We start from the raw sequence: 20,205 nt of genomic DNA, 5'->3' as shown, positions 1-20,205 counted from the left end.
TTTTCAAAAGTCTTAATTGTCTTTCATATTAGTACAATAGCTAGTGCCTGGCTTTCAAATTTATAACTAATTTTACTTATTGCCCCAATCTAAGCGTAAAATCAAAAAAAAGCTTAAATTAGTGTAAACTATTGCACACAACTTAATATGGTGTGATTGTTATGGAAAAAAGATTGTTTACCACTACTCAACTTGCCAGCTTACTTGGTGTTACCGCCAGAACCATACAGCTATGGGCAAATAACGGCTTAATTAATGTTGTAAAAACACTGGGCGGCCATAGACGAATCTCTGAAGATGAAGTGATTCGACTCGCTGAGAAATTAGGGAAACCGATTCCTGAAGAGCTAAAAATATCTAAAAACTCGACGATCAATCTGAACGCTGAGCTGACAGTTTTACTTGTTGATAAAGACCGTGACTTATCTAAATTATATGAATCCCAGTTGCTGCAGTGGCAGGAAGGCTTACCGACCAATATCCACATAACAGATTGTGGCTTAGATGCGTTGATTATGTCTGGTCTTCATAAACCAAACCTCATTATGGTTGATTGGGATATGGATGATATCGATGTGATAAATATGGCTCGTGCTATCAGAAAGAACAACGAAACCCAGCATGCCAAAATTATTATCATGACCCAACACGATAAAGCGGCTTTAATGAAAAAGCTGACCCTGCCAGACAATGTGATTTTAGAAGAAAAGCCGGTATCTTTCGCCTTGATAAAACGTTTACTTGAAAAACAGACTGGATAAACGGCTAGCTGTGAATTTAAAGTGGTAGGGGAGAGGCTGTTTTATCTATGCCTTTGGTGAAGCTGAGCAAGTTATCTGCTATTCAGGGTAAGCCGTTAGATCTTATCTTTTGTTATTTGCAGAGCTCAAACAAAGATAATTGGTCGATTCATAAAACAGTCATAATTGAATGCTATATTTTCTGAATCGCGGGTATCAGTTACACCTCTCTCTTACTCTCCTCGGCTTCAATTGTTGCTTTTTAGATGCCCGCTTTTTTTCTATGGCAAGCCCCACTTAACAAAACATTACACCCCTGATGTCATCCAAAGTGGGCGTTTGCCGCCCCAAGTTTTATCCAGCGATTAAGCTATACAGAGCAAGGCTTTTACCATGATTGCAAAACGGATAAATGTATTAGCAATTAACAAACAGTAAAATTTGTTAAAACAATCCAGAAAAAGTTTCTTGGATGTTAGTGCAGGCATGAATTTCTAAAATAATCGAAAGCCGACAGACATGACTATATAATCATGTTCTTGTTAAGCTATTGAGAAATATATAGATTTATGAGAGCTAGATATTAGGTTGGTACCGAGGGTGGGAATCGAACCCACACTGAGTTTCCCCAACCGGATTTTGAATCCGGCGCGTCTACCAGTTCCGCCACCCCGGCAACCTAAGCGCGAAATTATAACGTCTACCCCGGTGGATGGGAAGACCGATTTTCATTTGTTACCGACGCTAAAATCTAACTGGTTGATAGTAATAGCTAAAGGTACATTTATTCCACACAAATCATGGTGATTTGTATTAATTAAATGCTGTTTTCATAGACATTTTGCTATGATCGCGCCATGAAAACGAGTGACTTCCAATTTGATTTGCCCGAAGAGCTGATCGCCCAATATCCTTCTGAAAACCGAACGTCCAGTCGATTATTGTTTTTGGATGGGAATAATGGACAGCGTCAGGATTTACAATTTACCGATCTTTTATCTCTGCTGAACCCGACTGATTTATTGGTATTTAATAACACCAAAGTCATCCCTGCACGACTGTTTGGCGTGAAGGATAGTGGTGGCAAAGTGGAAGTATTAATTGAACGTGTACTTGATGAAAGTCGGGTGTTAGCCCATATAAGAAGTAGTAAATCGCCTACTGCAGGCCGTCATTTACAACTGGAGGGCGCCCTTGATGTAGAAGTGTTGGTCCGTCACGATGCCTTATTTGAACTTAAGTTTCACGGTATTGAGTCTGTTATTGATGCATTAGAAGCGTATGGACGACTGCCGTTACCGCCTTATATTGAAAGGGAAGTTGATAAGGAAGATTTAGACCGTTATCAAACCGTTTACGCCCGAAATGTCGGTGCGGTAGCAGCACCAACAGCAGGTCTGCATTTTGATGAAGCGTTATTAAATAGAATCCGTGAAGCGGGTATTGAAACAGCAGAGTTAACTTTGCATGTGGGCGCTGGTACATTCCAACCTGTCAGAGTGGATGATGTCCGGTCGCATCAAATGCATAAAGAAGTGATCGATGTCAGCGAACAGGTGGCAGAACAAGTCAAAGCAACAAGGGCACGCGGTGGTCGTGTGATTGCAGTGGGCACTACCAGTGTTCGTGCCTTAGAGTCGGCCTCTGCTAATGGCGAAATTTCTGCTTACCAAGGTGAAACGGATATTTTTATTTATCCCGGTTACCAATTTAAAAGTGTTGATGCCATGGTGACGAATTTTCATCTGTCTGAGTCAACATTATTAATGCTCGTGTCTGCTTTTGCAGGTAAACAGCACATCATGGATGCATATCAGCATGCTATCCAGCAGCGTTATCGGTTTTTCAGTTACGGTGATGCCATGTTTATAACAAGGAATAATAATGAAGTCGTTGGATAATGTTCGTTTTGTGCTGGTAGGGACAACGCACCCCGGTAATATTGGTGCCGCTGCCAGAGCGATGAAAACGATGGGGATAACGAATTTACATCTTGTCTCGCCAAAAATTTACCCAAGTGCTGAAGCGACTACGCGGGCATCGGGTGCTGATGATGTGTTACACCGCGCCGTGGTTCATGATAGTCTCGACGAGGCTCTGGTTGGATGTCATTATGCTTTTGCAATGAGTGCACGCTTGCGTCACTTGCATGTACCTGTGATGAATCCACGTGAAGCCGTCACGCAACTTGAAAAATTCGATGATGACACGCATATAGCTATTGTGTTTGGTCGTGAACACTCTGGCCTCTCTAATGAAGAGATCGACCGTTGTCAGTATTTAGTTAATATTCCTGCCAACCCGGACTATAGTTCTTTGAATCTGGCGGCCGCTGTACAAGTAGTGGCCTATGAACTCAGAATGAGCTTTCAACCCAATATTGATCATGGCCGAATTGGTGAAGAGCGTGAAGCGATCACAGCAGACGATTTAGCTCACTTATATGATCATTTTGAGCGTTCATTAACGACGATTGGTTTTCTGGACCCAGAGAATCCACGGTATTTATTACGGCGGATTCGTCGATTATTCAACCGGGCCGACCTGGATCGTAATGAACTACAAATTATGCATGGTATTTTGCGTGCAGCAGAAACCAAAGCGAGGAAAGAATGACAGAAAATATAAGCCGTTGGGAACGTATCAAAGAAGATATTTCTTGTGTATTTGACCGTGATCCAGCAGCGCGTAATGTCTTTGAAATTGTCACAACTTATCCTGGTGTGCATGCACTGCAATGTCATCGGTTGAGCCATTGGCTGTGGCGTTCAAACTGGAAGTGGTTGGCGAAGTTTATTTCCTCGATTGCTCGTTGGCTGACAGGGATTGAAATTCATCCTGGCGCGAAGATTGGCCGTCGCTTTTTTATCGACCATGGCATGGGTGTCGTGATTGGTGAAACCGCTGAAATTGGTGATGATGTGACGCTTTATCATGGTGTGACATTAGGTGGTACATCATGGAAAGAAGGCAAACGTCACCCTACGCTGGGCAATAATATTGTAGTCGGTGCCGGAGCGAAAGTGCTTGGGCCTATTACACTTCATGATGGTGCTCGTATTGGCTCTAATGCCGTGGTGGTTAAAGATGTGGCATCAGGCGACACCGTTGTGGGTGTGCCGGGCAGGGTCGTTAAAACGAATCTGAGTGAAGATGAAAAACAACGCCAGAAACTGGCTCAGTCTGTGGGCTTTGATGCCTATGGCACATCGAGTAAAACCATGGACCCGGTCGCTACGGCTATTCATGGTTTAATTCAGCATGTTCATGCGATGGATAAGCGCGTTGATGCCATGTGCAAAACAATTCACAGGCTCGGAGGCGAGTTACCAGACGTGGAAATGCCGGATCTGGAAGGCTGTGATATCTATAAAGATAATGAAGAGAATAAAAGTTGACTAAAATAGTCAGGCATGTAAACTTTACTGGATAAAGTTTATTCTGGATTGGTAAGAATGCGTTTAACCACAAAAGGTCGCTACGCGGTGACTGCGATGCTCGATCTCAGCCTCAATTATGGCGTAGGCGCGATAACACTGGCAGATATTTCAGAAAGACAAGGTATCTCTTTATCTTATCTGGAACAGTTATTTGCCAGACTGCGAAAACAAGGTCTTGTTAGCAGTTCTCGTGGTCCGGGTGGTGGATATCGATTAAGTCGGGCGGCAGACACCATTACTGTTTTAGATGTTATCTCTGCTGTTGATGAAAAAGTGGATAGTACCCAGTGCGAAGGCCGACAAAATTGTCATGGCCATGAGCAGTGTTTAAGTCATGAGTTATGGCAAAGCCTAAGTGATCAGATTCGTGTGTATCTTGATGGCATTACTCTGGCTCAAGTTGTGTCTAACTTTGAGAAGAGTCGAAACGGCGAGAAAGTCATCGCATTTGATATGATTTAGCTTATTCGGCGACTGACTGCATCTGCTGTTAAGTAGTAGACTTTTCCAATCCAATTATTCAATGTCAATTGATGAGTGCTTTTGTTCTCATTCAGATTGAACATCCTTAATAAGCTAGCGTCTTAATCACTGAGTGATATAGGTGAAAATATGATTACATTGACAGAATCTGCCATTAACCGTGTCAGAGATATGATGACCAAACGTGCTTCAGGTGTCGGTTTAAGAATCGGTGTCGTCAAAAGTGGTTGTTCAGGTTACAGCTACGCACTTGACTATGCAGACGACGTGGCTGCTGACGATGTCGTTGTTGAACAGGGTGATGTCAAAGTCGTTATTAATGAAGAGGCCATGCCGATACTGGATGGTATGGAACTCGACTTTGTTCGCGAAGGGTTAAACCAGAGCTTCAAATTCCGAAATCCTAATGTGGTTTCTGAGTGTGGCTGTGGTGAAAGTTTCAGTGTCACCAAATAAGCGATAATATTTATTCTCACTAGTGCCCGCTAAATGCGGGCATTATTGTTTTTAGCACCATGAATTTAAATAAAGCTCAGTATGAGCCAGTTAATATCTAGTGAATAATATGACAGAACTAAGTAACCTTGAATTTGATGCCGCTCACATCTGGCACCCTTATACCAGCGTGACCAATCCGCCTCTATTACACGAGGTTGTGTCAGCAAAAGGCGTGAGATTAACTCTGGCTGATGGTCGTGAAGTGGTTGATGGCATGTCATCCTGGTGGTCAACCATTCATGGCTACAATCATCCGAAGCTTAATGAAGCCGCTCATCAGCAAATAGACTCGATGTCTCATGTCATGTTTGGTGGGCTGACACATGCACCGGCAGTCAATCTTGCCAGAAAGCTGGTGGAGATTACTGATGACAGTTTGCAGTATGTATTTTTAGCCGACTCAGGTTCTGTGTCTGTTGAAGTGGCGATTAAGATGGCCATTCAATACTGGTTCGCTCAGGGCAAAGCCGAAAAACATCGACTGCTGACATTTAGAAACGGCTATCACGGTGACACCTTTGGCGCGATGTCGGTCTGTGATCCGGTTAATGGCATGCATAAGATGTTTGAGAAAGTGCTGCCGAAGCATTTGTTTGCTGCTGCACCAGAGTGTCGGGATGATGCTGATTGGCAGGACAGCTATATCGAAAATTTCAAACAATTGGTGGAAAAACATCACCATGAATTAGCCGCTGTTATCGTCGAGCCTTTGGTTCAAGGGGCGGGCGGTATGCGTATGTATTGTGCCGAGTATCTTCGTCAGATCCGTGCTTTATGTGATGAATTTGATATCCTGTTGATTTTTGATGAGATTGCGACTGGTTTTGGTCGAACGGGCTCCATGTTTGCTTACGAACAGGCTGGTATCGTTCCAGATATTATTTGTATGGGTAAAGCTCTGACAGGTGGTTATATGACGCTGGCGGCGGTGATGTGTAATCAGCAGGTGGCTGATGGTATTGCGGCAGATGGTTCCGGTGTGTTGATGCATGGGCCCACCTTCATGGCGAATCCGCTGGCTTGCTGTGTGGCAGCTGCCAGTATTGATTTGCTGTTGGAGAGTGATTGGCAGACCCAGGTATCAACTATCGAAAACAGGCTTAACACTGAGCTGACAAAATATCGTGATCATGAATTAGTCAAAGATGTCAGAGTTAAGGGCGCGATAGGTGTGGTTGAATTGAATGAGCCTCTTGATGAAGCGATGAATTGGCTGCCCGGATTTATTATTGATCAGGGCGTCTGGATCAGACCATTCAGAACTATGATTTATATTATGCCGCCTTACATTATCGATGAATCTGATCTTCATTTGTTATGTGATGCTATAGGCAATATTTTGAATAAACTGAGTTCCAACTGATTATTGAGCCATATTCTGCAGAGAGCAGCGTGTCAGCCTTAGCTGCTTTATCGTTTGATAAGCATAATCCTGAGTTGAATCAAGCAATACGCTGATGTGACTTTTTAGGCGGTTTACTATTATGTACTCACGTTGTTACCCCTAGAAACAACGCACCCTAAAAAGAGGAATTGATTATGTGGACTAAACCAGAATACTCAGATATGCGTTTCGGCTTTGAAGTTACTATGTATATTTGCAATCGTTAAGATTGATAAATAATAATAAAAAAGCCCTTGGAGTTTGACTTCAAGGGCTTTTTTTATTTTTCCGATTGGTTAATCGGTTTTATCAATCATACTAATAGAATTAAGTCGTTGTACCTATTTATCTACCTCGACTACAATGCGAACTGTCACTTACGACACTAATGCAAAATTTAAGGAGCAAATAATGTCTACACTGATTAATACAGAAATCAAACCATTTAAAGCGAATGCTTATCACAATGGCGAATTCATCGAAGTTTCAAGTGAAGACCTGAAAGGTAAATGGTCAGTTTTCGTTTTTTACCCAGCTGACTTCACTTTCGTCTGTCCTACAGAATTAGGTGATGTTGCTGATCACTATGCTCAACTGCAAGAAATGGGTGTAGAAGTTTACTCAGTTTCAACTGACACACACTTCACTCACAAAGCATGGCACGATGCATCAGAAACCATCAAAAAAATTAAGTTCCCAATGATTGGTGACCCAACAGGTGTTATCAGCCGTAACTTTGAAGTGATGATTGAAGAAGAAGGTCTGGCACTTCGCGGTACATTCATTGTTAACCCTGAAGGTGTTATTAAAGCCGCTGAAATTAACGACCTGGGTATCGGCCGTAATGCCAAAGACTTAGTTCGCCGTGTACAAGCTGCACAATATGTTGCAACTCACGATGGCGAAGTTTGCCCTGCTTCTTGGCAGCCAGGTGAAGAGACTCTGTCTCCATCATTAGACTTGGTTGGCAAAATCTAATCAGGCTATATCGACCTGTCCGGGCTTTGCCCGGGCAGCGTCACTAAACTACTTATAGATTAAGGTAAATTATTATGTTGGATGCAAATATCGCCGGACAACTGAAAGGTTATCTGCAAAACATCAAACGCCCAATCGAATTGATTGCGGCATTAGATGACAGTGCTAAAGCGACTGAAATGCGCGATCTATTGCAAGAAATCGCCGATATGTCAGCGGACATCAGCTTTATTGATGATGCTGATAGCGATTCACGTAAACCGTCGTTTCAGATTAAACAACCCGATGGACAGGAAAAAATTCGTTTTGCCGGTATTCCTATGGGCCACGAATTTACATCGCTGGTGTTGGCTCTGCTACATGTCGGTGGGCATCCAACAAAACTCGATCAGGAAGTGATCGACCAGATTAAAGGGCTGGAAGGGGAATATCACTTTGAAACGTATATTTCGCTTTCATGCCAAAACTGCCCGGAAGTGGTGCAGGCATTAAATGTGATGGCGGTTCATAACCCAAATATTTCGCACACCATGATTGACGGTGCGTTATACCAGGAAGAAGTGGATCAGCGAAAAATTATGGCGGTGCCTACTGTCTATTTAAATGGTGAAAATTTTGGTTCAGGCCGTATGAGTCTGCCTGAAATTATTGCCAAATTAGACAAGGGTGCGGTTAAACGCGAGGCAGAAAAAATCAGTGCGAAACAAGACTTTGATGTACTGATTGTCGGTGGTGGCCCTGCCGGTGCATCAGCCTCTATTTATGCTGCACGTAAAGGGATCCGCACAGGTATCGTGGCTGAACGTTTTGGTGGCCAGGTAATGGATACTATGGCGATTGAGAACTTCATTTCTGTCAAAGAAACGGAAGGACCTAAGTTAGTAGCGGCTTTAGAAGAACACGTCAAAGAATATGAAGTGGACGTGATGAATCTTCAGCGGGCAAAAGGTCTGAAAAAGAATGGCAAGATGATTGATGTTGAGCTGGAAAGTGGAGCGACACTGTCTAGTAAAGCCGTTATCTTAGCGACAGGTGCTCGTTGGCGTGAACTGGGCGTACCCGGTGAGAAGGAATACCGTGGTCATGGTGTTGCCTATTGCCCACACTGCGATGGTCCTTTGTTTAAAGGTAAACCTGTTGCTGTGATTGGTGGTGGTAACTCAGGTGTGGAAGCGGCGATTGATTTGGCGGGTATTGTTGGTCATGTGACATTGCTTGAGTTTAATGGTGAGTTACGTGCTGATGCCGTGCTACAGAAAAAGTTGTTCTCGCTTGATAATGTTGAAGTTATTACCGGTGCCCAAACAACGGAAATTACTGGTGATGATGGCAAGGTGAATGGATTGGTTTATATCGATAGAGCCACTGAGCAGAAACATACGGTTCAATTAAATGCCGTGTTTGTTCAGATTGGTTTGATACCGAATACTGATTGGTTAAAAGGCACTATCGAACTCAGTAAATTTGGTGAGATTGAAATTGATAACCATGGCCAAACCTCATTACCCGGCGTGTTTGCCGCAGGTGATGTGACGACCATTCCATACAAGCAGATCATTATGGCAATGGGGGATGGTGCTCGAGCTGCACTAGGGGCATTCGATTACCTGATTCGTAATGACTTTGACGACAAAAGTGAAGCAGCCTAGGACTTAATCCTGTTTGTTTCAAGAATAAAAGCCTGCTGATAAATCTCAGCAGGCTTTTTTTTGCAAAGTACTTAACGTTTTTGCAAAAACGGTTTTTGTTTGATGTTGTTTTGTTGCACCATGTTAGCTTTTTTGAATAGGACAGGGAGGTGTAATGAAAAAAGTATTTTTTGTGTTAGCCCTTATTATTGCTGGATTAGGTGTTTGGAAATACAAACAACAGCATTCTTCGACATCAGCGATTGTGCAGTATGTGCCTGATGACACAGCATTTTATATGGGTGGGACGACGAGCAAGTCGTTAGCTGATTTTTTTGTTGACTCGCCAATTTTAGGTTTTTCTCCATCAGAAAAACGTGCTTTAAATGAAATTCAGTCAGAACTCCTCACGGCTGATACACCTGCCGCAAAATTTCTAAACGCTTTATTGACCGACTACACTGAAAAGACAGATGGCACTTATGGTGCGTTTAGTGACTATTTTGGTTTAGCTTATGAAGGTGACTATGCGGTTTACTTACACGGTTTGGTCCCTGTCATTAATATGCCCATAGCGGATAAACAAAAAATCGTTAATCTGTTTAAAACCATCTCAGAAAAAGCGGGCATGAATTATCAAGAAAAAACCTTAGCTCAGCAATCGGTTTTAAGTTGGGTGATTGATAAAAATGATCTGCAATTAATTCTAGCCACAACTGATTCTTCCGCTATTGTGACCATGATTACAGCCAAAGATACGGAAACAGACATTGATGAGCGTCTCGCCCAGAAACCCGTACCTGTTTCTTTTGAGGAAACCTTAGCGGATATTCGTGAGCAGCAGGATTACACCGACGATTTGGTGTTTATGTTTGATATTGAAAAATTACTAAAAGGCCTGTTCACCGCCGACAACTCAAGGGCTTCACAAGATTTCAAACGCTATTTTTCTGATACGCCATTAGCCAAAAAATCACTAAATGATCCAGATGCTCAACTATGCCAGGCCGACACATTAAAACTGGTTAGTCAGGCACCACGGGTACTGATGGGCTATAACGATATGGAAGTGAAGGGTAATCAACTCATTGCTAAAGTAAATGCTCTATTAGAGATAAACAATGAGATGGTTATCAATGTTCTGGAAAGTCTACAAGGACATATCCCAAATCATGTGGGCAATCCAGGCGATAAGATTACCAGTCTGGGACTGGCTCTCGATATGGATAACTTAACGCCTGGCGTTACCAAGTTATGGACGGCATTTACCAACGCTGATTTTAGTTGTCCAGATTTGCAAGAAGCCCAACTTAAGTCTAAACAAATGAGTCCGATGGTCTTAGGTGCATTTACTGGGATGGCCCAGGGTATCAAAGGCGTGGGTCTATCATTATTTGATTTAGAACTGGATGCTGAAAGTGAGCTTCCTCTGAGACTCGATTTTTTATTTAGTGTTGAAACGAGCAATCCAACCGGGATTTTATCGTTATTACAAATGGTGCCTGAATTGGCCAGTATCCGTATTCCAGATGATGGTAGTGAGGTGACTTTAGATCTGCCATTACCCGTGGACTTCCCGGTTTATGCTGCTATTAAAGGCTCACATGTGGTTGTTTATAGTGGCGAGAAAGGGAAACAAGCTGTCGCAGCAATCAGTTCTGAAGACCTAAGCCCAAATGCGCTAGGCTTCGGTTCAAGCATGAACTACACAAAATTGGTTGAGCTTATTGAAAAGACTGACTTTAGTGCATTGCCAGGAACCAGTATGGAAGGGTGTATGGAAATATACTCTACACTGGACACATTGCGTGGTACGGAAATGCAATTAAGTTATCAAACTGCAGTCGAGCAGCGTGGTTTGAGCCTTGACGGTAGCATGATCCTCAACAAACCACAGTTGAAAACAAGCGATATCGATATCACTGGCCAGTGGAAAACCGCTTATCTGGATGATACCTGTCACTGGGTATCAGATGGTGCTGAGCAATGGAATGAGGACGGCACGGGTAGTTATAAGGAAAGCAATGATGCAGCAAGCTGTGATCTTTACAAATCTAACTACCAATGGGAAAAAAATGGCAGAACACTTACGCTAACTGATATCTCAGCACCACAATACCGTGATTCTTGCCAAGATGAGTGGCAGCAGGAAGCGACTAAAGAAACACTGGTGTGTGAAATGATCAATATCAAAGAAGACAGCTTTCAATGTCTGTATTTCATGGATGGAAGTGAACCTTTTATCTACCAATACACACGTGAATAGCTTATCGATTAGATAACCATCTGATTACGTTGCCTCGTCAACCAGCTCAAGCAGGTTGACGAGGTTCATTTTTATGGCGAGGCGAGTCAGTTCAATATCGCTGTTCACCCCTAATTTCTTTTTAATGATGTAGTGTGAGTTGGCTACCGTTTTTGGGCTGATGTTCAATAAGTCAGCTATATCCTGACTCGATTTAGCCTCGAGCAGAAGTCGTAATATTTCAAACTCTCTAACGGTCAGTTCATCAATGGCTGATTGATCTTGTCCTAATTTTTCCATTGCCAGCGCCTGAGCGATATCGGCACTTAAAGTATGTTTATTATTGCTTATCTGCACGATGGCACGAATCAAAACTTCCGGATCACTGCTTTTAGTAATATAACCTAGCGCACCAGCTCGAGTGGCTTGCAGGGCAAAGCTGGGATTTTGGTGCATGCTAAATACCAGGACTTTCGCCTGATTATCAAACTGTCGAATCCGTTCAATGGCTTTCAGACCACTTTGACCGGGCAGGGAAATATCCATCACCACTACATCAGGACGATGTTCTTTATACAGAGAATAGGCCTCGGCACCATCACACGCTTCAGCAATCACTTCAAAATTGGCCTGTTTTTGTAATAGAGCACGATAGCCTTCCCTGACGATAGCGTGATCGTCAACTAACATGATTCGGATAGAGTTGCTCATAGTTTGGCTTCCGTTTTAGGATTCATAGGCAAGATAATGCTAACCACAAGGCCACCATTGGTTTGTGTATCCAGGCTGAGATCACCACCCAACGCGGCTACACGTTCATGGATACCGAGTAAGCCCAGACCATTACTAGTGGAAAAGGCACTTAAATCAGCGATACCATCATCTTTAATGATCAATGACAAAAGTGTGCCATCTTGAATATCCAAGACAACGTCAGCATGTTCAGCACTGGCATGTTTGGCAATATTCGTCAGGCATTCCTGCACGATTCTATAAACATGCACGGCCAAAGTCTCTGGTAAGTCATTAATGCTGCCACTGAGTGATAGTACGTAGTTGGTTTTCCCTGAACTACGTTGATTCCAGCTTTTTATGAGTTGTTTCAAACTGGTTTCCAGCCCAAGTTCATCCAGTTCGGCTGGCCGTAAACGCGTTAACAAATCACGTAGTGCACTCATCATATGTGCAGTAATGTGCCGAATGGACTGTATTTCATCAACCAATTCTGGACAGGATGATTTTGCTGTTTGTGAAACGGATGTGGTGACCGCATTGATACCGGCAAGACACTGGCCAAATTCATCATGTAACTCACGCGAAATATAACGATGCTCTTCTTCCTGCGTGTTCATAATCTTAATAGACAGCTGTTTGTTTTCTGCCAGAATATTTTGCTGAGTACTGACCAACGCATTGATAGCATGGCTGGTGCGTTTCCACTCAGCGATATCAAAATCTGGTAAGCGCACAGATAAATCACCGGCCCGCATTTTTTCCAAGCCGCTAACAATATCTTTTGCCGGTTTTAACATACGATTGATGGTGATAAATACCAGACAACATAATGCCAGGATGGTCACTACCAGAACACCGAGTGCGGCTTGTAAATTATGCCAGGCACGGGCTGTTTCAATATCGACATTTAGGGTCACCAGTATCGTGCCGTACTTTATTGCGTTAAAGCTGACAGAACGTTTCACTTCCACACCGGGGTTAAAAAACTGTGCATAAAAATGCCCGAACCAAATGGGATAATTTTTATTCGATGTTTGTGTGGCGTTGCATAAACTACGCTGACGGCTTTGCGTACGTGATAAAAACTGAGTACATGAACCGGGCACACTTTCAATTTTTTGCCACAAACCAATATCAGGAAAAGACTGAGAAAAGTCATAACGTTGAAACATTTGTAACAGTTGCTGTCTGATTTGATGCTCTATCCGGGTTGCAGTCGACTCGGCCTCACTCAATGCCTGCTGATTAGTTTGATATAAGACATACCAGGTACTGCCAATAATACAGATGATCGCGATAATCAAAATTCGCACAAAGAGTTGGAGCTGTAGATTCATCTGTTTTTCACTAATATAAAGATAGAACTAGTCTAGGAGTAATCCTGACATCTGCAAAGTGCTGTTTCAGGCATCGGGAAATTTGCCCGATGATACTAGGCATATTTCGGCTGAACACAGATTAGGATACAGTTCTAATAGCATTCATTGATTGAACATGGTTCGTATCTAAACGCATTCGTTTTTATATGTATAACGAAGCGGTCTGAATGAGAAATTAAATAGATTAATTTTTGATTCACAATGACTTTTTGTAAATGGACTTGCTAAAGTAACAAAACAAAAAACCAATAAGGGGAGAGAAAATGGCTGAATCTCAGCTTTTACAAACAGCGAGACAACATGCGCTGGAATTAGAAGATGTTGTTAACAAGGTAGTCGTTGGTCAAAAAGAAGCAGTTCGACTGATTTTGATTGCCTTACATGCTCGTGGCCACGTGTTACTGGAAGGTGGTGTTGGGGTCGGTAAAACCACTTTACTGCGTACCTTTTCAAAAGCATTGGGCGGTGCCTTTGGCCGTATCGAGGGTAGTGTGGACTTGATGCCTAATGACCTGCTCTATAGTGCCTGGGTTAATGCAGATGGCAAACCCGTGATTGATCCTGGTCCGCTGATTAATCACGGTGAAGATACAGCCGTCTTTTTCTTTAATGAAATTAACCGTGCCCGTCCTCAGGTGCAGTCTTTGTTACTGCGTGCGATGGCAGAACGCAGTGTTGAAGCCTTTGGTAAAGAATATCATTTCCCGCATATGGTGGTTTTTGCTGATCGTAATGCCGTTGAAAAAGAAGAAACCTTTGAACTCAGTGCCGCAGCAAGAGATCGTTTCTTATTCGAAATTAATATCAGCCGCCCAACAGACGATGCGATTCGTCGCCAGCTTATTTTTGATCCCGCCTTCCATGATGTTGATCAGCTATTGAGTACCATTGGTGAACCACTACTGGATTACCAGCAATTAAATGCACTGGATCATGATATTCAACGCGCTATTTTTGTATCACCGGAAATTGAGAATTATGTGGTGCGATTATGGGATGCCAGTTGGACACCGCATGAGTTAGGTATCGAGATGCCTGATATATACGTGGAAGATCTGGTGGTGGCTGGCGCCAGCGTACGGGGTATGTCAGCCATGGTCAGAGCGGCGAAAGTAGCGGCCTGGCTTGATGGCAGAGATCATGTTTTACCGGATGATATTCATACTGTTTTATTACCATCGATGACGCACCGCGTTTTCCTTTCACCAGTATATGAAGGTCGACGTGAACAAATTATGCCGCAATTTGTTCGAGCACTCCGCGATCATATTGCGACACCTTAAGTCGTATGGCTACCAGAAACCTGCCTCAGCAGGAGTTTGTTTATCGTTTTCCAGATAAAGTGTTCAGCCATGTGCCTGGTGCTCACAGCGGCACAGCATTAGGTAGTGGTGATCGTTTTGCTGGGTTTGCTGACTTGTTTGATTACCCTGACCCACGGCGCCTGGACATTCGTGCCAGCTTGCGTCAGCAGGCAGCGGATGTCACACAGCAGAGTCAGCAGCGCTGGTTGGTAAAACGTTATCAGCAACGTGCTTCCGTCACGCTGTGGTTAATGTCAGATATTAGTCAATCGATGACCGTATCCAGTGTTAATCATGAACGATTGGCTAAGTTGGCCCATATGATTGCCCATAGTGCGATTGGTATTGGTGATCGTTTTGCCATGACCGCCTTTGATAGTGAATGGCGTCAGGACATGACCATTATGCCCACCAGGCAACGCAGTATGCCCACGTTTGCAGCTGAACGGTTGATGGGCGCTGCTAAACCAAAAGCGGCGGGTGCGGCTGGACTGACACAGGCAACAGATCTGATTAACAGTAAACGGGCCATGATCTTTCTCGCCTCTGATTTCTGTTTTGATCTCAGTTTGTTAGAACAAAGTCTGCGCAAATTATCTCAATACACGGTGATACCGATTGTATGGCGACATGATGATGTTGATCATTTTCCGTCTCACGCAGGTTGGGCTGAAACGCGAGATGCAGAGACGGGACAACGGCACAGCGTGTGGATGCGACCCAGTATTAAGAAGCGTTGGCAACAGCAGATGGAGGATCATTTTTCTCAACTTTCAGCCTGTTTTATGCGTTATCGCATCAGACCGCTTTATGTTGAGGGTGATATCACACCACAGCAGTTGACCGAATATTTTTACGCCATGAAAAACTCATAGGAATGCAGACAATGCGATTATTTGCTCTGTTTTTATTCACTCTGGTGACAACTAACGTGTATGCGGAAGATGTCACTATTCGTTTTGATCGTAGCTGGGGATTACTGGTCGGTGACCAAATCCATGCAACGGTCAATTTACCTGTTGATAGCAGTCAACTTGAGGAACACTCTCTGCCTCAAGTTGATAAACGTTATGGACCTTGGGTTCAATTATTAAAGCGTGAGTCAGAAGGTTCTGTTATGTCATTGACGTTTCAGATCATTAACGTGCCTGCTCATACCCGCGATGTAAAAACACCTGAACTGGAATTGCGTACACAGGATGGGCAGTTTTTAATGATTCCTGCAGCGACAATCGAGTTGGGCTCGTTTCTACCCAATGCGGAAGGTAGCAAACATCAGCCGCGAGCCGATGCGGTGTTACCTGCACAGAGTCATCAGCAGCTGCTGACAAACTTGTGGATTGCCATCGCTGTCTTGCTGTTATCCATTCTGATCTGGCTGGCCTGGCACTTTGGTTTACGTCCACGCCATCGTCTGCCCTTTGCAACGGCGGTGTTTGAGCTCAATAAGATGCGTTTTCTCGGTCGCAAAAATGCCGATGAAGCCAGTCGTCACTTACACCATGCTTTTAATCGTTGTGCCGGACGTGTGCTGGTCAAAAATGATCTGCCACTCCTTTGGGCAGAATGTCCTTGGCTGGAACCCTTAGCTGCAGACATTGAAAGCTTTTATCAGCAATCGGCAAGTCACTTTTTTAGTCGCGAACCGATGGAACAAAAAAGTTTTTCAGAATCACTCGAGCTGGCTAAAAAATGTCGTGCTAAGGAGAAAATGGCATGATGCTAGCTGGCTTTGAATGGGGTCATGCATGGCTATTACTTTTACTGCCATTGGCATTATTACCCTGGTTCAATCATAACCTCGACAAAACGGTGGCATGGGTGAATCTTGTGCCAGTTGACCCATTATCACGAGTCATCAATCTCACACTAAAAACACTGTCTTCACTAGCCATTGCCTGTCTGATTATTGCTCTGGCTGCACCAAGCCTGCCAGAACAAAAAAGGGAGCGTGTCGGTGAAGGGGCTGAGATTGTTCTGTTGTTGGATCGCAGCCGAAGTATGGATGATCCTTTTGCCGTTAAAACACAGGCGGCTTCGGTGAGTGTGGGGGGCGATAACTCCAAGCGTAATGTCGCCCGTGATTATTTAACCGAGTTTGTCAAAAATCGTCCGGATGATCGTTTTGGTTTTGTGTTTTTCAGTACCAAAGCTATCAATCTTTTACCGCTGACTTATGACAAAGAGGCTGTATTGGCAACCATTAATGCCAATGCCTTGGGTAAAGGTTTATCCGATACCAATATGGCCGAGGCGCTGCTGAGTAGTGCCAAGATGTTTGAAGGCCAGCCTTATCGTGGTTCGCGGATTGTTTTATTGGTGTCTGATGGTGGTCAGATATTAACGGATGAGGCAAAAGAGAAAATTGCCAAAATTTACCGTGAAATGAATCTGACTATCTACTGGATATATCTCAAGTCCAGACAGGAGATGACACTCGAAGCAAGTGATAATGACAACTTGTTATGGGTGGATATTCCGGAACGGAAATTACATACATTCTTTAAATCTATAGGTGTGCCATATCGTGCGTTCGAAGCCGGTTCTTTGCAGAGCTTTGCTGACGCCTTAGCCGAAATCGACAGACGCCACTATCAAACTCTGATTGTGGAAGAAACACTGCCTCATGAACCCAAGGAAGATGTTTTTCTCTGGTTGGCGATGTTAGCAATGTTGTTACTGGCAAGTTCACATTTATACACATGGTGGGGAGTGAAAAAAGCCCATGAATAAAAAATTACAAACATTACGTTTTGTGCTGATTTTATTGATTATTTGTAGTGCTGCTTCGGCGAGTTATCTTGGCTTTAAATTGTGGCAGGAAATACAAATTGAACGATACATTGCTTCACCGTCCAGTAGTGAAGACGTACCTGATGATCCTCGCGCGCATTTTGCCAAAGCAGCTGACTTTGAAAAGCAGGAAAAACATGAGTTGGCACTGGATCAGTTAACCATTGCTTTGGGTGATGCACCGAAAGAACTAATGACGCTCGCTTATTACAATCGCGGCAATATCAACCTACGTACAGCACTGGAAATGACTCAGGCAGATGCTCGTCAATTACCATTAATTGAATTGGCGAAGCAGGATTTTCGTAGTGCTCTGGCTATCAATCCTGATATGTGGGATGCCCGCTATAATCTGGAAGTGGCTTTACGGGCTGTACCTGAAGATCCGGATGTGAATCCTGATTTTGAGAAAAACATCATCAGCAGTCAGCGTTCTATTGAGAGTAAAGCGTTCAAGGTAGATCTTCCATGAGATTGAGTTACCAAAAACGTATTTTGCTGACCGCGATTATCATGGTGACAGCATTAATTTTAGTGATGGCGGCTTTATGGTTCCCACTGGTCAAGCGTGATGTCAAAATCATGGATGCTATTTTTGTCCTTGATATCACTGACAGTATGAACGTGAAAGACGCTGAAATTGATGGTGAAAAAGTCAGTCGCCTGGCTTGGGCCAAAGAGTTTACTCGCAGGACATTGTTAGAAATGCCATGTGGCGCTCATGCCGGGCTCGCCATTTTCAGTGAAGCCAGAAGTTTGATTCTGATGAACCCGGTAGAAGTGTGTTCTTCTTATCATGATCTGACCCAGATGTTGGAGCAAGTCGACCCCTATATGGCATGGGCACGTTCTAGTGAAGTGTCAAAAGCGGTCTATACCGCGATTCGTCAGGCCAAACAGATTGAACCAAAACCGACGATTGTCATGCTAACGGATGGCCATGAGTCACCGCCGATTAACCCGACCTTATTCCCTAAATTTGCTGGTACGCCAGGTGAAGTTCACGGGATTCTTGTTGGTGTGGGGGGAGATGAATTACTGCCTATACCTAAAACCAATGATAAGGGCGTGATTGAAGGTGTCTGGGGTGTGAATGAAGTCATGCATGAAGATGTTTATGCTTCCATGCGGGCAGATAAAGATGTGCAGGTGAATAAACCCAGAACTGAGCATTTATCATCACAGAAAAAATCACATTTAGCCACATTGGCGAATCGTGTCGGCTTTGCTTTTGTGTCTTCCCCTAATGATCCGGTTGATTTGGTAGACACTATTCGTGATGAGTCTAATACCCGTGAGCAAACCATTGATTACGATTTATATGCCTGGTTTTCCGGGGCAGCATTATTGCTAATTTTATTGGTATTTTTACCTTACAGGTGGTTTGTACGAATAGACGACTAACAGATAACGGAAATGAAAAAGTGTCTGACATGGATTGTCTTTGCTATCTGAGGATATCCATACCTGAGTGTATTGGAGTGCATAGTGTTTGAGCTGAGTTGGGCTCATCCCATTTTTTTCTACGGAATGCCATTGGCTTTGTTGCCGTGGCTTTCTCAAAACACAACAAAAAAAATAGCCTGGCAAGGTTTTATACCGAAAGACAACTTGTCAGGCATTCTTTTCATACTCAGCAAGTTAGCCACTTCTATCGTGATGATTTGTCTGCTTTTAACGCTGGCAGATCCGTATATTCCTGAACAGACCGTTGAGCGTAGCCGTCAGGGAGCCGAGTTTGTCATTTTATTAGACCGCAGCCGCAGCATGGACGACCAATTTGCCCGTCCGCCACGCAATACCTTACAACGCTATACCGGCGTTAAAAAAAGCAAACGCGAAGTATCGCGCGATTATTTGGCTGAATTTGTGAAACGCCGTCCGGATGATCGTTTTGGCTATGTATTTTTTAGCACCAAATCAACGGAAATATTGAAGCTCACCTATAACAAAGATGCTGTGCTGGCGACTATCAATGCCGGTGGGCTTGGAAGAGGATTATCTCAAACCGATATTTTTAAAGCACTGAGTCTGGCCGTGAATATGTATAAAGACCAACCTTACCGGGGTTCACGAAATATTCTGCTCATTTCCGATGGTGGCCAGATTTTATCGACGGAACAGAAACAGTATCTGCAGAAGGTTTTTAAGAAAATGCGCCTGAACTTATATTGGATTTATCTGCGTTCGATGCGAGGAATGACTTTGGAACCAAGCAATAATGATAGCCTGCTGTGGATTGATATGCCTGAGCGGAAATTGCATAAGACATTCAAAACTCTGGGTGTGCCTTATCAGGCTTTTGAAGCTGGTTCTTTAGATGAATTTGCACAAGCCATCGATGAAATTCATAAACAGCAATCACAACCATTGATTGTGGAAGAACGTGTGCCTAAACAGCATCATCATGATGTATTTTTATGGCTTGCTTTGCTGAGCTTGTTTCCACTTATGCTGAGTCGAGTTATCACCGTATGGGGCGTCAAAAGGGCTGCACATAAACACTAGCTAATATCGCATTTCTACGCTGGCTTTGTTATCTTGTAAGGCTTATTCAGCCGTCATATGGAAGGTTGATAAATCACCCTCTAACCAGCA

20 protein-coding genes and 1 tRNA gene are annotated in these 20,205 nt (G+C 43.5%); 18 read left to right on the top strand and 3 right to left on the bottom strand.

Features of this window, described 5'->3' with window-relative positions; all coding sequences use genetic code 11:
- Nucleotides 1-161 precede the first annotated feature (161 nt).
- Nucleotides 162-761, top strand: coding sequence for a helix-turn-helix domain-containing protein (locus tag MAMP_RS08180; RefSeq protein WP_007145549.1), 600 nt, complete (start codon nucleotides 162-164; stop codon nucleotides 759-761).
- 568 nt (nucleotides 762-1,329) lie between these two features.
- On the opposite strand, the gene MAMP_RS08175 is transcribed toward MAMP_RS08180, so the two are convergent.
- Nucleotides 1,330-1,416: transfer RNA gene (locus tag MAMP_RS08175), tRNA-Leu, on the bottom strand.
- A gap of 181 nt (nucleotides 1,417-1,597) precedes the next feature.
- Here MAMP_RS08175 and queA point away from each other — a divergent pair.
- The 10 genes from queA to MAMP_RS08130 all read left to right on the top strand — a co-directional run bounded on the left by queA (nucleotide 1,598) and on the right by MAMP_RS08130 (nucleotide 11,417).
- Nucleotides 1,598-2,641 (top strand): tRNA preQ1(34) S-adenosylmethionine ribosyltransferase-isomerase QueA, encoded by a 1,044-nt coding sequence (gene queA / locus MAMP_RS08170; RefSeq protein WP_007145547.1) that lies wholly within the window; start codon nucleotides 1,598-1,600, stop codon nucleotides 2,639-2,641.
- Entirely contained in the window at nucleotides 2,625-3,356 is a 732-nt protein-coding gene (locus MAMP_RS08165) for an RNA methyltransferase (RefSeq protein WP_007145546.1), read from the top strand. The genes queA and MAMP_RS08165 overlap by 17 nt, the downstream gene beginning before the upstream one ends.
- Complete coding sequence (gene cysE / locus MAMP_RS08160; protein ID WP_007145545.1) at nucleotides 3,353-4,138, top strand: serine O-acetyltransferase; 786 nt, start codon at nucleotides 3,353-3,355, stop codon at nucleotides 4,136-4,138. Before MAMP_RS08165 ends, cysE begins: the two co-directional genes overlap by 4 nt.
- 57 nt (nucleotides 4,139-4,195) lie before the next feature.
- Nucleotides 4,196-4,642 carry an Rrf2 family transcriptional regulator gene (locus MAMP_RS08155; protein ID WP_007145544.1) on the top strand — a complete coding sequence of 149 codons (447 nt, stop codon included), beginning with the start codon at nucleotides 4,196-4,198 and terminating at the stop codon, nucleotides 4,640-4,642.
- Between the two features lie 150 nt (nucleotides 4,643-4,792).
- A complete protein-coding gene (locus MAMP_RS08150; protein ID WP_007145543.1) occupies nucleotides 4,793-5,119 on the top strand; it encodes a HesB/IscA family protein in 327 nt (108 codons plus the stop codon).
- A gap of 109 nt (nucleotides 5,120-5,228) precedes the next feature.
- Complete coding sequence (gene bioA / locus MAMP_RS08145) at nucleotides 5,229-6,524, top strand: adenosylmethionine--8-amino-7-oxononanoate transaminase (protein WP_007145542.1); 1,296 nt, start codon at nucleotides 5,229-5,231, stop codon at nucleotides 6,522-6,524.
- A 176-nt stretch (nucleotides 6,525-6,700) separates the two neighbouring features.
- Entirely contained in the window at nucleotides 6,701-6,772 is a 72-nt protein-coding gene (pqqA, locus tag MAMP_RS16540) for a pyrroloquinoline quinone precursor peptide PqqA (protein WP_081443609.1), read from the top strand.
- Nucleotides 6,773-6,956: 184 nt separating this feature from the next.
- Complete coding sequence (ahpC, locus tag MAMP_RS08140) at nucleotides 6,957-7,523, top strand: alkyl hydroperoxide reductase subunit C (protein WP_007145541.1); 567 nt, start codon at nucleotides 6,957-6,959, stop codon at nucleotides 7,521-7,523.
- 74 nt (nucleotides 7,524-7,597) lie between these two features.
- Nucleotides 7,598-9,172: an alkyl hydroperoxide reductase subunit F gene (gene ahpF / locus MAMP_RS08135; protein ID WP_007145540.1), complete on the top strand. Its 1,575-nt coding sequence runs from the start codon at nucleotides 7,598-7,600 to the stop codon at nucleotides 9,170-9,172.
- A 154-nt stretch (nucleotides 9,173-9,326) separates the two neighbouring features.
- Entirely contained in the window at nucleotides 9,327-11,417 is a 2,091-nt protein-coding gene (locus tag MAMP_RS08130) for a hypothetical protein (RefSeq protein WP_007145539.1), read from the top strand.
- 24 nt (nucleotides 11,418-11,441) lie between these two features.
- Here MAMP_RS08130 and MAMP_RS08125 read toward each other — a convergent pair whose 3' ends face one another.
- Together MAMP_RS08125 and MAMP_RS08120 are read right to left on the bottom strand one after the other, a co-directional pair.
- On the bottom strand, nucleotides 11,442-12,107 hold the full coding sequence (locus tag MAMP_RS08125; protein ID WP_007145538.1) for a response regulator: 666 nt from the start codon (nucleotides 12,105-12,107) through the stop codon (nucleotides 11,442-11,444).
- A complete protein-coding gene (locus MAMP_RS08120; protein ID WP_007145537.1) occupies nucleotides 12,104-13,468 on the bottom strand; it encodes a histidine kinase in 1,365 nt (454 codons plus the stop codon). Before MAMP_RS08120 ends, MAMP_RS08125 begins: the two co-directional genes overlap by 4 nt.
- 305 nt (nucleotides 13,469-13,773) lie before the next feature.
- Between MAMP_RS08120 and MAMP_RS08115 the strand changes: the two genes are divergently transcribed.
- From MAMP_RS08115 to MAMP_RS08085, 7 genes are all read left to right on the top strand, one after another.
- Nucleotides 13,774-14,793 carry an AAA family ATPase gene (locus MAMP_RS08115; RefSeq protein WP_007145536.1) on the top strand — a complete coding sequence of 340 codons (1,020 nt, stop codon included), beginning with the start codon at nucleotides 13,774-13,776 and terminating at the stop codon, nucleotides 14,791-14,793.
- A 5-nt stretch (nucleotides 14,794-14,798) separates the two neighbouring features.
- Nucleotides 14,799-15,689, top strand: a complete 891-nt coding sequence (locus MAMP_RS08110) for a DUF58 domain-containing protein (protein ID WP_007145535.1) — start codon at nucleotides 14,799-14,801, stop codon at nucleotides 15,687-15,689.
- A gap of 11 nt (nucleotides 15,690-15,700) precedes the next feature.
- The gene (locus tag MAMP_RS08105) at nucleotides 15,701-16,534 is read left to right on the top strand and encodes a hypothetical protein (protein ID WP_007145534.1); all 834 of its coding nucleotides are present in this window, start codon (nucleotides 15,701-15,703) and stop codon (nucleotides 16,532-16,534) included.
- Entirely contained in the window at nucleotides 16,531-17,547 is a 1,017-nt protein-coding gene (locus MAMP_RS08100) for a vWA domain-containing protein (protein WP_007145533.1), read from the top strand. The genes MAMP_RS08105 and MAMP_RS08100 overlap by 4 nt, the downstream gene beginning before the upstream one ends.
- Entirely contained in the window at nucleotides 17,540-18,079 is a 540-nt protein-coding gene (locus MAMP_RS16405) for a hypothetical protein (RefSeq protein ID WP_007145532.1), read from the top strand. The genes MAMP_RS08100 and MAMP_RS16405 overlap by 8 nt, the downstream gene beginning before the upstream one ends.
- Entirely contained in the window at nucleotides 18,076-19,011 is a 936-nt protein-coding gene (locus MAMP_RS08090) for a VWA domain-containing protein (RefSeq protein ID WP_007145531.1), read from the top strand. The genes MAMP_RS16405 and MAMP_RS08090 overlap by 4 nt, the downstream gene beginning before the upstream one ends.
- An 84-nt stretch (nucleotides 19,012-19,095) precedes the next feature.
- Complete coding sequence (locus MAMP_RS08085) at nucleotides 19,096-20,115, top strand: vWA domain-containing protein (RefSeq protein ID WP_007145530.1); 1,020 nt, start codon at nucleotides 19,096-19,098, stop codon at nucleotides 20,113-20,115.
- Nucleotides 20,116-20,205 lie beyond the last annotated feature (90 nt).

Origin of the sequence: Methylophaga thalassica MP (genome assembly GCF_000214595.1) — a bacterium.
GTDB classification, from domain to species: Bacteria; Pseudomonadota; Gammaproteobacteria; order Nitrosococcales; family Methylophagaceae; genus Methylophaga; species Methylophaga thalassica.
This window is presented reverse-complemented; position numbering and strand designations above follow the sequence as displayed.

Bases quoted from the DNA above. Each gene is read 5' to 3' on its own strand.
- MAMP_RS08180 (WP_007145549.1), top strand. From the start codon at position 162: ATGGAAAAAAGATTGTTTACCACTACTCAACTTGCCAGCTTACTTGGT.
- queA (WP_007145547.1), top strand. From the start codon at position 1,598: ATGAAAACGAGTGACTTCCAATTTGATTTGCCCGAAGAGCTGATCGCC.
- MAMP_RS08165 (WP_007145546.1), top strand. From the start codon at position 2,625: ATGAAGTCGTTGGATAATGTTCGTTTTGTGCTGGTAGGGACAACGCAC.
- cysE (WP_007145545.1), top strand. From the start codon at position 3,353: ATGACAGAAAATATAAGCCGTTGGGAACGTATCAAAGAAGATATTTCT.
- MAMP_RS08155 (WP_007145544.1), top strand. From the start codon at position 4,196: ATGCGTTTAACCACAAAAGGTCGCTACGCGGTGACTGCGATGCTCGAT.
- MAMP_RS08150 (WP_007145543.1), top strand. From the start codon at position 4,793: ATGATTACATTGACAGAATCTGCCATTAACCGTGTCAGAGATATGATG.
- bioA (WP_007145542.1), top strand. From the start codon at position 5,229: ATGACAGAACTAAGTAACCTTGAATTTGATGCCGCTCACATCTGGCAC.
- ahpC (WP_007145541.1), top strand. From the start codon at position 6,957: ATGTCTACACTGATTAATACAGAAATCAAACCATTTAAAGCGAATGCT.
- ahpF (WP_007145540.1), top strand. From the start codon at position 7,598: ATGTTGGATGCAAATATCGCCGGACAACTGAAAGGTTATCTGCAAAAC.
- MAMP_RS08130 (WP_007145539.1), top strand. From the start codon at position 9,327: ATGAAAAAAGTATTTTTTGTGTTAGCCCTTATTATTGCTGGATTAGGT.
- MAMP_RS08125 (WP_007145538.1), bottom strand. From the start codon at position 12,107: ATGAGCAACTCTATCCGAATCATGTTAGTTGACGATCACGCTATCGTC.
- MAMP_RS08120 (WP_007145537.1), bottom strand. From the start codon at position 13,468: ATGAATCTACAGCTCCAACTCTTTGTGCGAATTTTGATTATCGCGATC.
- MAMP_RS08115 (WP_007145536.1), top strand. From the start codon at position 13,774: ATGGCTGAATCTCAGCTTTTACAAACAGCGAGACAACATGCGCTGGAA.
- MAMP_RS08110 (WP_007145535.1), top strand. From the start codon at position 14,799: ATGGCTACCAGAAACCTGCCTCAGCAGGAGTTTGTTTATCGTTTTCCA.
- MAMP_RS08105 (WP_007145534.1), top strand. From the start codon at position 15,701: ATGCGATTATTTGCTCTGTTTTTATTCACTCTGGTGACAACTAACGTG.
- MAMP_RS08100 (WP_007145533.1), top strand. From the start codon at position 16,531: ATGATGCTAGCTGGCTTTGAATGGGGTCATGCATGGCTATTACTTTTA.
- MAMP_RS16405 (WP_007145532.1), top strand. From the start codon at position 17,540: ATGAATAAAAAATTACAAACATTACGTTTTGTGCTGATTTTATTGATT.
- MAMP_RS08090 (WP_007145531.1), top strand. From the start codon at position 18,076: ATGAGATTGAGTTACCAAAAACGTATTTTGCTGACCGCGATTATCATG.